We start from the raw sequence: 17,026 nt of genomic DNA, 5'->3' as shown, positions 1-17,026 counted from the left end.
CGGAGCTTCGCGGGCATGCTGTTCACCTCTGCGTTGTTTGCCTGGGTCTACCTGCCTGTGGTCTTGGCGGGGTTCTTTGCCATCGGTCGCTGGAGCGAAGGCGGCGCTGCGCTGTGGCTGTTCGTGGCGTCGCTGGTGTTCTACGCCGCGTGGATACCCGGGTTCACGCTGCTGCTGCTGGCGTCCATCGTTTTCAACTTCGTGGTGGGCCGGCGTATCGGGAGCACACGGTCCAGGACCTGGCTGACCTTTGGGGTGGCGGCCAACCTGTCCTTGTTGGCGTACTTCAAGTACGCCGGGTTCCTGGTGGCCAATGTCAATGCCCTCACTGGCGCCCATTGGGATCTGGGACGCATCATCCTGCCCATCGGCATTTCGTTCTTCACCTTCACGCAGATCGCGTTCCTGGTGGATGCCTATGCCAAAGGCGTGCGAGAGCCTCGCTTCGTGCACTACGGGTTGTTCGTCACGTACTTCCCGCACCTGGTGGCCGGCCCGGTGCTGCACCACGCGCAGATGATGCCGCAGTTCGGGCTGTCCAGTACCTATCGGTTCGACTTCACCAATCTCGGTGTCGGGCTGGGCATCTTCGCCATCGGGCTGCTGAAGAAGGTGGTGCTCGCCGACGGCATCAGCCCCTATGCCGACGCCGTGTTCAACGCCGCCGATGCCGGTGTTCCCATCTCCGTGGAAGAGGCGTGGCTCGGTGCCTTGGCCTACACGCTGCAGCTGTATTTCGACTTCTCCGGTTACTCCGACATGGCGGTGGGGCTGTCGTGGATGCTCAACATCCGCCTGCCCTTCAACTTCAACTCGCCCTACCGGGCCACCAACATCAGCGAGTTCTGGCGCCGCTGGCACATCTCGCTGTCCAACTTCCTGCGCGACTACCTGTACATCGCCCTGGGTGGCAACCGGCGCGGTGAGGCCCGGCGCTACGCCAACCTGCTGACCACCATGGTGCTGGGCGGGCTGTGGCATGGCGCCAGCTGGTCATTTGTGCTCTGGGGCACGCTGCACGGGCTGTATCTCGTGGTGCAGCAACTGTGGGCGCGCTTTTGGGCTTCACAGAGCGCAGCCACTCCCTCGGCTGCCGAGCCCGGAGGACGGGCAGGCCGCTTGTTGGCCTGGGGCGTCACCATGCTGGCGGTGGTTGGCGCGTGGGTGCTGTTCCGGGCCACCACGCTTGACGGCGCCGTCACGGTGTACGCGGCCATGCTTTCGCTCGAATCGGCCCAGACCGCCAGTGCGCTGTGGAACGCGGGGCTGAAGGCCGCGACCGGTTGGTGGCTGGTCGCCGTTTGGACGGTGCTGGCCCTGTGGCCGCGCAACAGCAACGTGCTGGGCCAGGACCTGCGGCGCTGGATCGATGTCAGCGATGCGCGCAAGGCGTGGGCGGTCGGGGCGTCGACCACGCTGGTGTGCCTGCTCATCCTGCTCAACAACAGCCGGGGCGTGGCTGGCGCCTTCATCTACTTCAACTTCTGAGCCATGAAACGCATCCTGCAGATGTTGCTCGGCGCCCTGGCCATGCTGGTCGGGGTGGAGTTGCTGTTGCAGGCGCTGCCCATTTCGACATCGACCCAGACCGGTTACCACGTCCACCCCAACATCCTGACCAATCCGCCGCACCACCGCTGGACCATGGCCACCGGCTGGGACTTGCGCGATGTGCAGCACATGCACGCCAATAACCACGGTTTTGCTGCCGAGCATGATTTCCAGCGCGACAGCCATGCCATCGGGCTGGTGGGCGACAGTTATGTCGAGGCGGCCATGCTCCCCATGGCCCAGCGGCCAGCCGCGCAGCTCGAACGTGCCCTGGGCGGGCAGCGGCCGGTCTACGCCATGGGTGGTCCGGGTTCGTCCTTGCTGGACTATGCGGAACGCATCCGCTGGGCCCACGAGACGTTCGGCCTGCGGGATTTCGTGGTGATGATGGAGTCCAGCGATGCCAGCCAGGCCCTGTGCGACTCGGGCAACGTGCATGCGCGCTGCCTGGACCCCGAGCGACTGACACCCGTTGTCCGGCGGCGCGCGCCATCCGGTCCGCTCAAGGAGCTTTTGCGCCGTTCCGCCCTCGCGCAATACCTGGTTTCACAACTCAAGTTCAGTGGCGAACGGCTCACAAGTCCCGATTTCTGGCGCAGCGGCGCACCCGACGCGCATGTCACGTCACCAGCGCTGACCGAAGCAGCCGGGGTTGCGGAGGTTGTGCCCCTGACGGAGCGGCAACAGCGCGTCATCGATGCGGCGATGGACGCATTTCTGCGTGACGTCACCTCTTTACAGGGCGTGCGGCTGGTGTTTGCCATCGACATGAACCGCCGCAACCTGCAAGCGGGCGTCCGGCGCCCTGACGAGGGCTACCATGTGGAGCACCGCTTGCGGGCCGCCGGATACCCGGTGGTGCGGGGCGAGCCGTTGTACCGGGCACACCAACGCCAATCGCCGCTGCGACTGGACATGGGCCCACACGATGGACACCTCAACGCCATCGGCGTGCGCTTGCTCATGACCGCTGCGGCCAAGGCCGTCCCAGAACAACCAGTTATCGACATCACCGACAGAGGGAACTGAAATGGCAAGAGAACTGCAAAAAATCGTCGTCATGGGCCTGGGCTACATCGGCCTGCCCACCGCCTCCATGCTGGCCACCAAGGGCCACCAGGTGCTGGGTGTGGACGTCAACGCCAAGGCGGTCGAGACCATCAACTCCGGACGCATCCACATCGTCGAGCCCGACCTCGATATCCTCGTCCGTTCAGCCGTCAACAGCGGCAACCTGCGTGCCTCGCTCACGCCGGAGGAGGGCGACACCTTCATCATTGCGGTGCCCACGCCCTTCAAAGAAGTGGACGGCAACCCCAAGGCTCCCGACCTTAGCTACGTCGAAGCGGCCACCCGCGCCATCGTGCCCTTCGTCAAGGAAGACGATCTCGTCATCCTGGAATCCACCTCGCCGGTGGGCACCACCGAGGTGATCGCCAAGATCATCACCGAAGGCCGTCCGGAGCTGGCCGGCAAGGTGCATTTCGTGCACTGTCCTGAACGTGTGCTGCCTGGTCACATCCTGCGCGAGCTGGTGGACAACGACCGCATCATCGGCGGGACCACCAAGGCCGGGGTGTCCAAGGCCAAGGCGTTGTACAAGACCTTCTGCAACGGTGCCATTCTGGAGACCGACAGCCGCACCGCCGAGCTCTCCAAACTGGTCGAGAACTCCTTCCGCGACGTCAACATCGCGTTTGCCAACGAGCTGTCGGTCATCTGCGACCGGCTGGGCATCAACGTGTGGGAAACCATCGCCCTGGCCAATCGGCACCCGCGTGTGAACATCCTGCAGCCAGGCCCGGGCGTGGGCGGGCATTGCATCGCGGTGGACCCGTGGTTCATCGTCTCCAGCGCCCCGCAAGAGGCGCGCCTGATCCGCACCGCACGGGAAGTGAACGACGCCAAGCCGCACTGGGTGATCGAAAAGGTGCGCGCCAAGGCCCAACGTTTCAAAGACCCGGTCATCGGTTGCCTGGGACTGGCCTTCAAGGCCAACATCGACGACCTGCGCGAGTCGCCTTCGATGGAGATCGTCGAGCAGTTGCTGCATTCGGGCATCGGCAAGATCATGGCTTGCGAACCCAATGTGTCACAGGACAAGGTGAAGTTTCCGCTGCACGGCCTGAAGGACGTGCTCAAGGAGGCCGACATCCTGTTGCTGCTGGTCGACCACGATGAGTTCAAGGACATCGACCCGCAGGTGACCAAGGACAAGGTGGTGATCGACACCAAAGGGGTGCTGCGGTGATGAGTACGGGTGTGGTGCTGCAAACGCGAGGATCGGTGCATGGCTGAGGCAGCGTTGCTCGGGCTCGATCTCGTGCTGGTCGGCTATGTCTGCTGGGTGGCTTTGCGCGCGGCCCGCAATCCCAAGGTCCGAAGCGCCAACCTGGGCCTGTTCGGGTATCGACGGGAAGACGAGGCATGAGAGACCTGATGGTGTTTGCGGTCATGCTGGGCATGGTCCCCATGGCCCTCATGAACGGCTTTGTCGCCTTTCTGTTGTGGGTCTACACCAACCTGCTCTCGCCGCACATCTACCTCTATGGGTTCATGATCAGCTTCCGCTACGCCTTCGTGTTTGCGGCGCTGGCGCTGGGCTCGCTGGCCATGGGACGCCTCAAGGACCGGGGAAAATTCCTGGTCGACAAATCGACCGTGCTGCTGATGCTGTTCATCGTGCACACGGTGGTCTCGTCCTTGCTGGCCTGGGACAGCAACCCGGCGGTCGAATTCCGTCTGGAATATTTCATCAAGGGCATGACCCTCGCGGTGGTCGCGCCGCTCTTTCTCAATACACGGTGGCGCATCCACCTGACCGTACTGGTGTTGGTGGCCGGCCTGGGGTTCCACGGCGTTGTTGATGGCTTGAAGATGGTCAACTCCGGCGGCAGCCACATCATCTACGGCATTCCGCGCTCCACGCTGTCGGACAACAACCTCTACGCGCTGGGCATGGTCATGCTGCTGCCGCTGACCCTCTACATGGCCAAGTACAGCACCCACCAGTGGGTGCGCTGGGGCTTTCTCGGCACCTTCGGCTTGTGCGTGATGACCATCCTGGGCTCCAACTCGCGGGGCGGCTTCCTGGCCCTGGCCATTCTGGGTATCTGGTACTGGGTGACCAGCCCGCGCAAAGTGCTGTCCACCGTGTTCGTGGTCATCGTGGCGGTGGGGGTTGTGCAGTTTGCGCCCGATCGCTGGTTCGAACGCATCGAGACCATCAAGGATGCCGAGCAGGACAGTTCGTTCCTCGGTCGTCTGGCCGCGTGGAAGGTTAGCGTCAACATTGCCAACGACAACCCGTTTTTTGGTGCCGGATTCGACGCCACCATGGTCACCCCGATCTGGGAACAGTACAAATACGATGCCAACTTCATCGACATCGACATTCCCAAGGAGATGTCGTTCAAAGCGGCGCACAGCAATTACTTCCAGGTCATGGGCGACCTTGGTTATGTCGGTCTGATTATTTTTTTGGCACTGCTGGCCAGCGCCTTCATGACCCGCTGGCAGATCCAGTCGCTGGCCAAGCAGTCGAAGCGGGACGTCACGTGGGCGGTGGACCTGGCGACTTCCGTCAACCTGTCGCTGGTGGCTTTCATGGCCGGCGGTGCAGGGGTGAGTCTGGCTTACTTCGAACTGGCCCACCTGGAGATCGTGATGCTCTGCGTCATCCGCCGGCTGCTCATGGAACAGGCTGCCCAGCAAGTGGCGGTGGCCGTGCCGGGTCGTGAGGTGGCGCATGCTTGAGGTGTTCACCCGCGACAAGCTCACGACGCTGCTGTTCCACAAAGTGCCCGACAGTCGGCACCCGCTGGTGCCCGACGAACCCGCGCTGGCCGACTTTTCTGCCATCCTCGAAGCCACCATGCGGCGCTTTTGCATCCTGCCGCTGGACGAGGCTGTCACGGCGCTGCGCGCGGGCAACCTGCCACCCAACGCGGCCTGCATCACCTTCGATGACGGCTATCCTCAATGGCGCACAGGCGTGGTGCCCGTGCTGGAGCGGCTGGGCCTGCACGCCACCTTCTTCATCACCGCAGGTCAGTACCGTGGCCTGCCCATGTGGAACGAACGCATCCTGCACGCCGTCAGCGGCGCGCCGGCCCAGACGCCGCCCCTGGGCTGGGACGGTCTGCAGGACCTCCTGTTCGACTCCGTCACCGAACGTCGCCGCAGCATTGAACGCCTGGACCGCTTCCTGAAGTACCAGGAGCCGGACGCAAAAGAGCGCCTGCTTGTCGAGCTCGAAGCGCACACCGGCTGCGCGCGACAGCAGGTGCCCACCATGAGCGAAGACGACCTCCGCCACCTGCACGCCCGGGGTTTTGGCATCGGTGGTCATTCGGTGACGCACCCCATCCTCAGCCGTTGCACGCCCGAGCGCGCCTACGAAGAGATCGCCGGGGCAAGAGAGCAGCTCGAAGCGTTGATCCGGGGCAAGGTCGCGGCCTTTGCCTACCCGAATGGCATGCCGGGCAAAGACTTCGGCCCCGAGCACATCGAAATGGTCCGCCGTGCGGGCTACCGGTTTGCGGTCACCACGCAGCGGGGCGTGGCCGAAGCCGACACCCCGCTCATGCAGATTCCGCGATTCACCCCCTGGGGCCCGACGGCGGGGCGCATGGACCTGCAGTTCCTGCGCAACCTGATGCAGCGCAGCACCGTGCTGCCCGAAGAACAGGCCGGACGCAGGCGTGCCCTGATGGTCGCCTTCCACTTTCCGCCGCAGGCGGGCAGCAGCGGCATCCTGCGCACGCTCAACTTCGTCAAATACCTGCCAGAGCACGGTTGGTCCAGCACGGTGCTGGCGGCCAGCCCGCGCGCATTTGAAGAGCAGCGCAACGATCTGGTGCCGTCCATCCCCTCCACGGCGCGCGTGATCCGGGCGACCGCGCTGGACGCCGCGCGGCACCTGTCGATCAAGGGCAAATATCCCCGGCTGTTTGCGTTGCCGGATCGCTGGTCCAGCTGGTGGCCCATGGCGGTCTGGAAAGGCATGCGCGAGATTCGCCAGACCCGGCCCAGCCTGATCTGGAGCACCTATCCCATCTCGACCGCACACCTCATCGGTGGTGCGCTCTCGCGCCTGAGCGGCCTGCCCTGGGTGGCCGACTTCCGCGACCCCATGCTCAACCGCGGTTACCCGACCGATCCCGTGCAGCGCCGTGTCTGGCAGTGGCTGGAAGCCAGCGTGCTGCAGCATGCGTCGGCCTGCGTCTTCACCACCGCCAGTGCGGCGCAGACCTACGCGTTGCGCTACCCGGCACAAGCGGACAAATGCCACGTCATCGAGAACGGCTACGACGAAGAGGCCTTTGCCCAGACCGTGCCCGACCGCGAAGGGGTGCCGGCGGACAAGCTTCTGTTGTTGCACAGCGGGCTGATCTACCCGCAGGAACGCGATCCTGCGACCTTCTTCCAGGCGGTGCGCTCGCTCATCGACGAGGGGGGGCTGCAGGCCGACGCGCTGTGCATCCGCTTCCGTGCGCCGCACCACAACGCCGAGGTGATGGCCAGCGCGCAACAGCACGGGCTGGCGTCGTGCGTGGAGGTGGCGCCGCCCATCCCCTACCAGCGTGCGATCGCCGAGATGATGGGCGCCGACCTGCTGATGGTGTTCCAGGGCAGCAACTTCAATACCCAGATCCCGGCCAAGATCTACGAGTACCTGCGCGCCGGCCGCGACATTTTGGCCGTGGTCGACCCGGTCGGTGGGACTGCAGCGCAATTGGCCCGCTTTGAAGCCTGCCAGATCGCCGACATCGCATCGCCCGAAGCGATTCGCCAGGTCATCGTGTCCACCCTGCAAGCCCGCGCCGTGTCGGGGCACGAACAGGCTTTCGAACGCAACCGCCAGTCGGTGTTGGCGTATTCGCGCCAGTCGCAGGCGGCGCGGCTGCAGGCCCTGTTCGACGAGGTTGTGGCCCAGCGGCATCTCCCGGCTTGACCACGATGTCTGTCATACCGGCACCGAACCTGCAGGTCGTGGGGCGCCGTCTGCAGCCCATCTGGACCGATGCGCAGCAGGTCTGGTGTGGCCGCGATCTCTGGGTGTACCGCTACCACTACGAATCCCGCCGCCTGCAAGCCGTCTTCCGACTGCCCAGGCGATCCAACAGCCCTGGCGGCCGGCTCCGGGACGCTTTGGCCCGCAGCTGGATCAAGCGCTGGCTGCGCCCCGGGCTGGACATCGACACACTCACCCAACTGCCTGGAGGCGACCTCGTCGTGTTGTTCGACCGGGTGTATTGGTATTCGCCCGGGCACCACAAGCGCTTTGCCGAGCCCTTGGCGCAGGCGGGCATCGACCCGCCCCTGGCCATGCCCCTCAGAGGGGGGCTGGCGGTGCACCCCGCCAGCCGCTGCGCCTACTTCGGGGAATACCTCAACGGCAACCACCGTGAGATTCGCGTGGCCCGTGTGGACGTGGACCGTCGCCAGGTCGAGATTTGCTGGACGTTCGCGCGCAGCGACATCAAGCACGTGCACGCCATTCACTACGACCGCTTCCGCAACCGGCTGTGGGTCTGCACCGGCGACCAGGACCACGAATCGGCCATCTGGTACACCGACGACGAATTCTGGACCTTGCACCGCTTCGGCGGGGGGGACCAGAGCTGGCGTGCCATCGCCATGCTCTTTGATGAAGGCGGCATGGAGTGGGGCATGGACGCGGGGCAGGACGCCCCGGCAGATGCCATCAACCGCATTTACCGCCACGATTTCACCACCGGCCAGCGCAGCGAGCGGGTGGTGATCGGCAACCCCGCCTATGCGGCCAGCGAGCTCAGCGATGGCACGGCCATCCTGCAGACCAGTTTCGAACCGCGGCGCCAGCAGCCCACACCCGCGGCGGTGTCGCTGTGGCATCGTGGTGTAGACGGCGTCTGGTTGCCGCTGCTGGAGATGCCGTACCTGGCTCGTTCGCGCGACGGCAAAGAGCCCTACGGCCACCTGCTGATCCCCCAGGGGCAGGGGCCGGCCGGACAGTTGCTGTGCACCCCGGTCAACACCGCGCGCCACGCCGGGTGCCTGCTGCACCTGCGCTGGGACGCCTGACGGGCGCTTAGCCGCCCAGCAGGCGGCGCAGCCGTCCGCTGGCGCGCTGCGCCAGGTCCGCCAGTGTCGGCATCGGGTCCCGCGGGCGCCACACCGCTGCCACCCGTGGGCGGTCGCTGAACAAGCGGTCCGGCGCGCCGGCCGCCAGGGCCTTGGCGTCCGACACCTCGTCGTACCACACCACCGCCTGCGCGGGGCCGCTGCGCCCCACCGGTGCGCCAGCCAGGTGTTCCACCATCATGTCCAGCACATTGCAGCCCGAGAGCGTGGCGATTTCGTGCTGGTAGTCGGTGCGCCCGACCGTGGGTTCGACCATGTAAAAGCCCCCGCGCCGCACATCGTGCTTGAACTCCATGCCCATCTGGCCCACATAACCGGTGGCCTGGGCGAAGGCGTTGGTCAGTCGAGTGAGTTCGGCCGCCGCCTCGGGCGCCGAGGTGCAGCTGGCGGTGCCGCCCACCTGCAGCGGCCAGGAGCGGACTTTGCGACCGGTGAAGCTCTCGCCCACCAGATTCGACTGTTGATCCCAGAAACCCAGGCAGAAGTAGATGTCGCTGTCCTCGCCGTCGAGCCACTCCTGCACGATCATGTGCGGCATCACCGGCTCGATCTCGCGGTAGAGCGCGGCCACCTCGTCGGCCGACGCCACCTTGTAGGCCTTCTTGAAGCGCGATGCGTAGGTGGCGTCCTGTTCCAGGGGTTTGAACACGCAGGGGTATTGCAGGGTGCGCGTGGTCGGCAGATCTGCCGCCGAGCGCAGCACCGCGCCTTGTGGCACGGGCGATCCCGCCTGCTGCGCCAGGCGCTGGAAACCTTCCTTGGACTGCAGGTCCGAGAGCAGGGATGCCTCGCACAGCAGAAAGCGGAAATGGGGAGCGAGCCGCTCGCGCGCCTGGCTCACGTGCACCACGGTCTTCTCCTCGGTCAGGATCAGCACCGGCCGCTCACCCGCCGGCAGGCGGGCCGCCAGAGCCAGCAGATCGTCCACCACGGACACCGCGCGGGTGTTGGCCCCCTTCACCTTCCGGCCATGCCGGCTGTGCCAGGCGGTCGCCTGGGTGCTGTCGCACAACAGGGTCAGGTCGCAGTGCGCCAGCGAACGCAACACCCCAAGCGCGTTGGCGCTGCCCCCGGTCACCACCACCGGCGTTTTTCTGATCATGGCGCATGTCCTTCCGACAACAGCGTGAACGGCCAGCGTTGCAGTCTGGACGCCGGCACCCCCAGTTCGCACAGCACCTCGTGCGCGTCGCGCAAACCGTCGCGGCGCACGTAAATGAGGAATACCGCATAGGCCAGCATGCCGGTGAGCACCTTGACGGTCAGCAGCACCGCGTCCTGCTGCACGCCAGCGGCACGCAAGGCCCAGGCCACGCCCAGCACCCAGGCCGCCATCCAGGCGCTGGCTTCCAGCGGCATGCGAACCGCCCGCAGATAAGCCCCCAGCGAGAGATGTACGTGCCGTTTCACCGTCCGGAACAGGTAGATGGCCGACAACGGGTAGGCCACGGCAATGCCCAGGGCGGCGCCTGGCAAGCCGCCCCAGAGCGACCCGAGCAGAACGCCCGACGGCACCGTGACCGCGCACAGGGTGGTGTAGCGCGCCGTCAAGCGCACTTGCCCGGTCGAGGTCAGCGCCTGGGTCAGCAGTGGGTCCACCGTCTTGACCAGGCCCACCAGGCACAGCACCTGCAAAGGCAGGGTGGCTTGCAGCCACTGTGGCCCCAGCACCACCGGCACCAGTTCGCTGGCGGTGCAGGCCATGCCGACCATGACGGGGTAATTGATCAGCGCCAGGCCCGTGGTCATGCGCAGCAAGGCGTTGTTCAGGCGTTGCAGGTCGTGCTGCAGTTTGGCAAACAGCGGCGACGCCACCCGGATCACCATACCGGTGACGTGCCCGGTGGGCAGCGAGGCCAGGGATTCCGCCATAGCATACACGCCCAGCGCCTGCGCATTGAGCGTCTTGCCAATGATCAGCGTCTGCGCGTTGGAGTACAGGAACCAGGTCAGGCGGCTGTAGGTCACGGTCAGGCCGAAGCGGATCAGGTCCAGCGCCGCCGCGATGTCGCCCAGCCGGCTCGGGCGCCACCGGGCCAGGGCGATCAGGCAGGCCGCCTTGAAGGCTTGCGCCACGATGAAACCCCAGGCCAGCGCCCAGACCCCGTGCCCGAGCCAGGCCAGCAACAGCGTGGTGCCGCTTTGCAGCACGATCATCACGAACTCGACGGCCGCCACCAGCTTGAACTGCATCGCCCGGGCGAGCAAGGCGTCGGACACCGTGGCCAGTGCGCCGATGATGAAGCTCAGCGCCACCACCCGCATCACCGGCGCCAGGGCCGCGTTGTCGTAATAGGCGGCCACCGTGGGGGCGGCCAGGACCAGCAGGCCAAAGAGCGTGGTGCTGATCAGCAGCGAGAGCGTGAAGCTGCCGTTGAGCTGCGCTGGCGTGATCTCCGGGCGCTGCTTGATGGCGCTGCCCAGGCCGATTTCGTTGAAAAACTCCAGAAAGCCCACCACCACCATCACCAGGGCCATCAGGCCGTAGTCCTGCGGGGCCAGCAGGCGGGCGAGGACCAGTGTCGTGGCAAACGAAATGAGCTTGCCCGCCCCCTTGCCCATGCCCAGGTACAGCAGGCCTTGCAGGGTTTTCTTCTTCAGATCGTCCATCGGCGGGTGGCGGGCGTGGTCGCAGCGGGGTGCGGGGGAGGGGCAAGTTGCGAAGCCTAACAGAGCCGTCTATGCCGGTATGGGCACTGGGCGGCTGTCGCGTATACCATCGCCAGTCCCGAGGACAACGATCCATGACCCTGAAACCGGCCCTGTCCGCCTATCTGGACTTCATGCGATTCATCGCGGCTTTTGCGGTGCTGCTGGGCCACATGGACCAGGATGGTCTGGCGATGGCCTGGATGCCGCTCTCGTGGTTCAGCCACGAGGCGGTGATCATCTTCTTCGTGCTCTCGGGCTTCATCATCTACTACAGCACCACGTCGCGCGCCTCCAGCTGGCAGCAGTACGCGGTGGCGCGCATGTCGCGCATCTACTCGGTGGCCCTGCCCGCGGTGCTGGCGTGCGTGGTGCTGGCGCTCTGGTTGAGCCATCAGCCGGGGTTTGATCCGGCGCGGTACAGCAACTACAGCCCGCCAGCCGTGTGGGACACATTCAGCAGCTTGTTGTTCATCAACGAATCGTGGCTCAACGCAACGTTCGTGCCCCTGAACGATCCCTACTGGTCGCTTTGTTACGAGGTGTGGTACTACGTGATCTTTGGCGCGTTCCTCTTCGGCGGGAAGCGTCGGCGCTGGTGGCTGGTGGGGGCCGCTGCTCTGATCGCGGGCCCGGCCATTCTGGTGCTGCTGCCCATCTGGCTCCTGGGAGCATGGCTGGCGGCGTCGGGGCGCTACGCGTCGGGCTGGACTGCGGGTCGCGCTTGGCTGGGTTTCCTGGGGCCGGTGGCGCTCATCGTGCTCATCAACACCACCGATGTCGACGGGCTGATCCAGTCCTACCTGTATGAAAACGTGTCTGGCTTCTGGCGTCTTGATGCTTCGCAGCGTTTCGTGACCGATCACCTCATCGGTCTTGCGCTGTGCCTGCACATTGCTGCCTATTCCTCGCTGCCCGCTGCGGTGCAGGATTTTTTTGCCCGCCACCAGGGCGTGTTCGCCTCGTTGGCGGGCTTCTCGTTCACGCTGTACCTGTTTCACCGGCCCATGACGCAGCTGCTGGGGGCCTGGTACCCGCAGCCGGTGGGCGCCATCTGGCAGACAGCCTTGCTGGCGCTGGGCATTCTGCTGGCGTGCTGGGCCGTCAGCTGGGGAACTGAAAAGCAGTTGTCGCACTGGCGCTGCGGTTTTTCCCGCGTGTTGACCCCGCGTTCGGGTGTGCTGAGTTGACGATCGTGAGCAGGTGCTACATGGGCTGCCCGCCGATTTGGGTAAATAATCGAACCGACGGGCGCTGCTGATGCTGGATGTCTTCTACACGGTGGATGTCGAGGTGTGGTGCGGGGGCTGGCAAGACCTCGACCGCAAATTTCCCGACGCCTTTCGCCGTTACATTCACGGTCCCACGACCCGTGGCGACTACGGCCTGCCTTACCAGTTGCGCCTGCTGCGCGAACATGGCCTGACCGGGGTTTTCTTCATCGAGCCGCTGTTTGCGCTGCGCTTCGGGCAGCCGGCGCTGGATGAAATCGTCGGTCTGGTGCGCGAGAGCGGGCACGAGGTGCAGCTGCACCTGCACACCGAATGGGTGGACGAGGCCCGTGAACCCGTGTTGCCCGGGCCACAGCGCAAGCGTCAGCACCTGCGCTACTTCTCACGCGAAGAGCAGACCGTGCTGATCGCCAAGGGCCTGGAGTTGATGCGCCGCGCCGGTGTGCACGACATCAACACTTTTCGCGCCGGCAGCTTCGCTTTCAACCACGACACCCTGCCGGCGCTGGCGGCCAATGGCATGGCCTTTGACAGCAGCTACAACGCGAGCATGTTCGGGCCGGACAGCGGTGTCAGCCCTGGGCAGTGGCTGGTGGAACCGACGGTGGTGGATGGGGTGATGGAATATCCGATGACGGTGTACCGCGATGGCACGTCCACCTTGCGGCATGCCCAGCTGACCGCCTGCTCCTGGCCAGAGCTGGAGGGCCTGCTGTGGCAGGCGGCGGAGCAGGGGCGCCAGTCTTTTGTGCTGCTCTCGCACGGTTTTGAACTGCTCAACCGGGCCAAGGACCGGCCCGATGAAGTGGTGGTCAGGCGGTTCGAGCGCTTGTGCGCCTTTCTTGACCGGCATCGCGACAGCTTCGCGGTGCGGGGTTTCAAGGGGCTCACAACACCATCGGTGGCAGCCCGCCAGGGCGTTCCGTTGGTTTCGCCATTGCACCGCACCGGCGGGCGCATGTTGTCGCAGCTGTACCGGCGGAGGTTCGGTTGAGCGGCGGCAGCGCGGTGGGGGGCGGCGTGGACTCGACGGTCAGGGTCCGTTTCAAGTACCAGTTTGGTGAATGGGTGCTGGCCGACTGGCGGCCGGCGCTGCTGACGTTGCGACCGCCCGGCGACGGGGATGCCGACGCACAGTGGCCCGAGCTGGCTGGGTTGGATGCAGCCGCCTTGCCGGCGGATGTGGCGGGTTATCAGGTGCGCCGCACAGCGGTGCAGCGCTTTGCCCGCGGGCTTTCGCGCCAGGGCGACTGGCTGTGCTACAGCCCGCGCCAGGAGCGCCTGTACGTGGTGGACATTGCCGGCGGTTTTGACGAGTACCTGCAACGTCGCTCGGCCAAGAGCCGGCAGAACCTCAAGCGGTCGGTCAAACGGTTTCTGGAGGGCAACCCCGATGCCCTGCAGGTGGTGACCGGCGCGGAGGAGATGCCGGCCTTCCACCGCGAGGCGGTGGCCATTTCGCGCCAGACCTACCAGACGCAGTTGCTGGGGGCCGGCCTGCCGGACACGCCCGCCTTTCTGCAGGCCATGCAGGACAAGGCCACCAGGGGCGAGGCCCGTGGCTATCTGTTGCGCGACCAGGGGCGGGCGGTGGCGTTCGCGTGGTGCGCCGCGCGCGGGCAGACGCTGGTGTACGAGGTCATCGGCTACCGGCCCGAGCAGGCCGATCGCTCGCCGGGCACGGTGTTGCTGTATCTCATCCTTGAAGACCTGTTCGCGCTGGGGCGCTATCCGCTGCTCGACTTTGGCCCCGGTCACGCGTTCTACAAGGACGCCTTCGCCACGCGCCACACCGACTTTGCCGACGCTTATCTGTTGCGTGCGACCTGGGGCCACCGCTGGCGGCTGTGGTTGCACGGCAGGGTGGAACGGTTCTCGGATGCGGTGGGCCACCGGCTGGAGCGGTACGGTCTGAAGAAGCGCATCCGCCTGGCCATGCGCTCGCTGGCGAGCGTGTGGCGGCGCACGCCGCCGGATGCCGGCGCAGGCACCTGAGCCGCTCTCGCAGGTCGCGGTCGCTCGGGAGGGCGGCTGCTCAGCGCAGCGCGGCGTACAGCTGCAGCAGGCGCTGCGCCATGGCGTCGACGCTGTAGCGGGCGCGGTACTTGGCATGAGCCGCCCGCCCCATGGCCGCGCGCTGCGCGGGCGGCTGTTGCGCGAGCCGGTCAAGCGCTGCGGCCAGGGCGGCCGCGTCGCCGGGGGGCACGAGCAGACCGTCCACACCGTCCTCGATCACCTCGGGCATGGCGCCCACGCTGGTGACGACCACGGGCAGGCGTGCCGCCATGGCTTCGAGCATCGACATGGGCAGCCCCTCGGCGAGAGAGGGCAGCACGAAGCCGTCGGCCTGCAACAGCAGCTGGTCTTTGGCGGGGCCCACGACAGGGCCGAGCAGTTGCATGCGCGCGCCCAAGCCGCGTTGGGCAATGTGGGCCCGCAGACGGTCGGAAAACCCCGGTTCACCTTCGTTGCCGGCCAACAGCACGCGCCAGTCTGCGGCGGAGCGGCTGAGCGCTTCCAGCAACACCGGCACGCCCTTGAGTGTGCTCAGGAGTCCGAGAAAGACGAACGTGGGGGGCGCGAGCGGATCGCGAGAGGCCTGGCCCACCGGTTCGGCCACACCGTTGGGCATCACGGCAATGCGGCTGCCGGGCAGGCGTTGTTCCAGCCGCTGCTGCCAGTCGTCGGACAGGGCAATCACCAAGTTGGCCCGGCGGACGATGCGGCGGGCCAGCGCGCGCAAGACGGGGTTCAGGCCATCCAGAAACTGGTCGAACAGTCCGCCGTGGATGTGCAGGACCACGCGGCAGCCTTGGCGACGCGCCAGCCAGGCGAGCAGGCCGTCGAGGAAGAAGGTCAGGCCGCTGCAGGTGTGGATGTGGGCGATGTCGGCGCGGTGCCGGCGCAGCAGGGCGCTCCATTCCCGCATGAGGGTCCAGCGGCTGCGGATGCCTTCCCACAGGCTGCGGCCTTCCCGTGTTTTTTTGCCGGTGTCGAACAGGGCCAGATCGGTGCGCTGTGCCAGCTCGGACTGTCCGAGCGCGCCCAGGACCGAGGCCATGCCGCCGATGGCCGGGGGCAGGGGGCCGCTCATGACCACCCGCAAGAGGGGCTGGGGCCGATGGGGGTCAGTCATGGTGGTCGGCGTGGCCAAGGAACAGGGCGCGGTAGCGCTGGATCACCGTGTCGAGGCCGTAGTGCTGGCCGGCCTTGGTCAGTGCCGCGGCGGCCTGCGGGTGGTCAGGACCCTGGCGTTGCTGTTGCAGGATCTGTGCGGCCAGTGCTGTTGCGTCGTCCGTGGGCACCAGCGCACCGCAGCGGCCGTGGTCGAGCAATGCCGCGTTGCCGCCCACGTCGGTGGTGACGATGGGCAGGCCGGTGGCCATGGCTTCCTGCAGCGTGCAGGAGGTGGCTTCGGATCGCGAGGGCAACACGAAGCAATCGAGTGCGCGCAGGATGTGCGCCACGTCGCCACGCACGCCGGGCAGCCAGGCACGGTCGAGCAGGCCGGCCGCTTGCAGGCGTTCGCGGATGTCCTGGCCCAGCGGGCCGTCACCCACCAGGGCCAGGCGCATGCGCTCGGTGCCGGGCTCGCCACTGCGGACCAGGGCGATGAAGGCGTCCACCAGCAGCAGGGGATTCTTGATGTCCACCTGCCGGCCCACGGTGCCCATGACCCAGTCGCGGCCGGGCACGAAGGGGTAGTTGGGCGGTAGCGGGTCGCCCGGCTGGCGGGGGTGGAACGCGTGGATGTCCACCCCGTTGGGGATGTGGTGTACGTGCGCCGGCGCCACGCCGACCCGCGTGCGCAGATACTCGCCCAGCGCGTCGGACACGGCGACCTGATCGTGCACAAAATGCCGGTAGAAGCGGCGCAAGCTCAGGTAGCGCGAGCCTTTGCCGTTGAGTTCGGCGGTGTCCATGCCATGTTCAGCGTGCACGCGAAGGGGCACGCCGGCCAGCGCGGCCACGGGCATGAACTCCAGCGCCGCCAGGTTGCAGCTGTGCACCACGTCGGGTCTAAGCTGGCGCAGCACGCGCCAGGCCCTGGGGTACAGCGCAAAGGGCTGGCCCGGTGGTTTGTTCAGGGCCATGAGTTCGGCGCGCGCAGGGTCGATGCGCTGGGCAAACGTCGGGTCGATGTCGGTGAGCGACAGGATGGTGTGCCGAAAGCGGTCGGCCGGGAGTTGGTTGACCAGCTGGGCCACGACGTTTTCGAGGCCTCCGGTGGTGAAGCGGTAAACCAGGTGGACGACGTGGCAGGGCTGGGATGGCATGGCTCGGGGTTTGCGCGCGTTGGGGCAGGGCGCCGGCGGCAGCGATAGCTTACAGTTGTCTCCGCCCCGCGGGCTGGTGTCCCGTCACGCACGGCTGGGTCAACAGGTGTGCCGGGTTGATGGAGGGGGTTCGGTGAAGGTGCGCGCAAGGGGTTTATTGTGAGTCTTGATCGCCCGGCATCCGTTGGC

At 66.3% G+C, this 17,026-nt stretch carries 14 protein-coding genes; 10 read left to right on the top strand and 4 right to left on the bottom strand.

Features of this window, described 5'->3' with window-relative positions; all coding sequences use genetic code 11:
* Nucleotides 1–15 precede the first annotated feature (15 nt).
* From RMP09_RS06165 to RMP09_RS06135, 7 genes are read left to right on the top strand one after another with little or no spacing between them, the layout of a single operon-like run.
* On the top strand, nucleotides 16–1,488 hold the full coding sequence (locus tag RMP09_RS06165) for an MBOAT family protein (protein ID WP_310565125.1): 1,473 nt from the start codon (nucleotides 16–18) through the stop codon (nucleotides 1,486–1,488).
* A gap of 3 nt (nucleotides 1,489–1,491) precedes the next feature.
* Nucleotides 1,492–2,580, top strand: coding sequence for a hypothetical protein (locus RMP09_RS06160; RefSeq protein WP_310565124.1), 1,089 nt, complete (start codon nucleotides 1,492–1,494; stop codon nucleotides 2,578–2,580).
* A 1-nt stretch (nucleotide 2,581) separates the two neighbouring features.
* Complete coding sequence (wecC, locus tag RMP09_RS06155; RefSeq protein WP_310565123.1) at nucleotides 2,582–3,802, top strand: UDP-N-acetyl-D-mannosamine dehydrogenase; 1,221 nt, start codon at nucleotides 2,582–2,584, stop codon at nucleotides 3,800–3,802.
* A 39-nt stretch (nucleotides 3,803–3,841) separates the two neighbouring features.
* Nucleotides 3,842–3,982, top strand: a complete 141-nt coding sequence (locus RMP09_RS06150) for a hypothetical protein (protein WP_310565122.1) — start codon at nucleotides 3,842–3,844, stop codon at nucleotides 3,980–3,982.
* Nucleotides 3,979–5,307 carry a putative O-glycosylation ligase, exosortase A system-associated gene (locus RMP09_RS06145; protein WP_310565121.1) on the top strand — a complete coding sequence of 443 codons (1,329 nt, stop codon included), beginning with the start codon at nucleotides 3,979–3,981 and terminating at the stop codon, nucleotides 5,305–5,307. The genes RMP09_RS06150 and RMP09_RS06145 overlap by 4 nt, the downstream gene beginning before the upstream one ends.
* Nucleotides 5,300–7,507: a polysaccharide deacetylase family protein gene (locus RMP09_RS06140; protein ID WP_310565120.1), complete on the top strand. Its 2,208-nt coding sequence runs from the start codon at nucleotides 5,300–5,302 to the stop codon at nucleotides 7,505–7,507. The genes RMP09_RS06145 and RMP09_RS06140 overlap by 8 nt, the downstream gene beginning before the upstream one ends.
* A complete protein-coding gene (locus RMP09_RS06135) occupies nucleotides 7,504–8,619 on the top strand; it encodes a hypothetical protein (protein WP_310565119.1) in 1,116 nt (371 codons plus the stop codon). Before RMP09_RS06140 ends, RMP09_RS06135 begins: the two co-directional genes overlap by 4 nt.
* A gap of 7 nt (nucleotides 8,620–8,626) precedes the next feature.
* Here the strand turns inward: RMP09_RS06135 and RMP09_RS06130 are convergent, their stop codons facing one another.
* Nucleotides 8,627–9,781, bottom strand: coding sequence for a hypothetical protein (locus RMP09_RS06130; RefSeq protein WP_310565118.1), 1,155 nt, complete (start codon nucleotides 9,779–9,781; stop codon nucleotides 8,627–8,629).
* Complete coding sequence (locus RMP09_RS06125) at nucleotides 9,778–11,289, bottom strand: lipopolysaccharide biosynthesis protein (RefSeq protein ID WP_310565117.1); 1,512 nt, start codon at nucleotides 11,287–11,289, stop codon at nucleotides 9,778–9,780. The genes RMP09_RS06130 and RMP09_RS06125 overlap by 4 nt, the downstream gene beginning before the upstream one ends.
* A 134-nt stretch (nucleotides 11,290–11,423) precedes the next feature.
* Between RMP09_RS06125 and RMP09_RS06120 the strand changes: the two genes are divergently transcribed.
* The 3 genes from RMP09_RS06120 (at nucleotide 11,424) to RMP09_RS06110 (ending at nucleotide 14,555) form a co-directional block, all read left to right on the top strand.
* Nucleotides 11,424–12,518 carry an acyltransferase gene (locus RMP09_RS06120; protein ID WP_310565116.1) on the top strand — a complete coding sequence of 365 codons (1,095 nt, stop codon included), beginning with the start codon at nucleotides 11,424–11,426 and terminating at the stop codon, nucleotides 12,516–12,518.
* A 70-nt stretch (nucleotides 12,519–12,588) separates the two neighbouring features.
* The gene (locus RMP09_RS06115; RefSeq protein WP_310565115.1) at nucleotides 12,589–13,554 is read left to right on the top strand and encodes a hypothetical protein; all 966 of its coding nucleotides are present in this window, start codon (nucleotides 12,589–12,591) and stop codon (nucleotides 13,552–13,554) included.
* Nucleotides 13,551–14,555, top strand: a complete 1,005-nt coding sequence (locus tag RMP09_RS06110) for a GNAT family N-acetyltransferase (protein ID WP_310565114.1) — start codon at nucleotides 13,551–13,553, stop codon at nucleotides 14,553–14,555. Before RMP09_RS06115 ends, RMP09_RS06110 begins: the two co-directional genes overlap by 4 nt.
* 40 nt (nucleotides 14,556–14,595) lie before the next feature.
* On the opposite strand, the gene RMP09_RS06105 is transcribed toward RMP09_RS06110, so the two are convergent.
* A complete protein-coding gene (locus tag RMP09_RS06105) occupies nucleotides 14,596–15,654 on the bottom strand; it encodes a glycosyltransferase family 4 protein (RefSeq protein ID WP_310565113.1) in 1,059 nt (352 codons plus the stop codon).
* 34 nt (nucleotides 15,655–15,688) lie between these two features.
* Nucleotides 15,689–16,837, bottom strand: coding sequence for a glycosyltransferase (locus RMP09_RS06100; RefSeq protein WP_310565112.1), 1,149 nt, complete (start codon nucleotides 16,835–16,837; stop codon nucleotides 15,689–15,691).
* Nucleotides 16,838–17,026 lie beyond the last annotated feature (189 nt).

Source organism: Hydrogenophaga sp., from assembly GCF_031426985.1.
Taxonomy (GTDB): domain Bacteria; phylum Pseudomonadota; class Gammaproteobacteria; order Burkholderiales; family Burkholderiaceae_C; genus Hydrogenophaga.
This window is presented reverse-complemented; position numbering and strand designations above follow the sequence as displayed.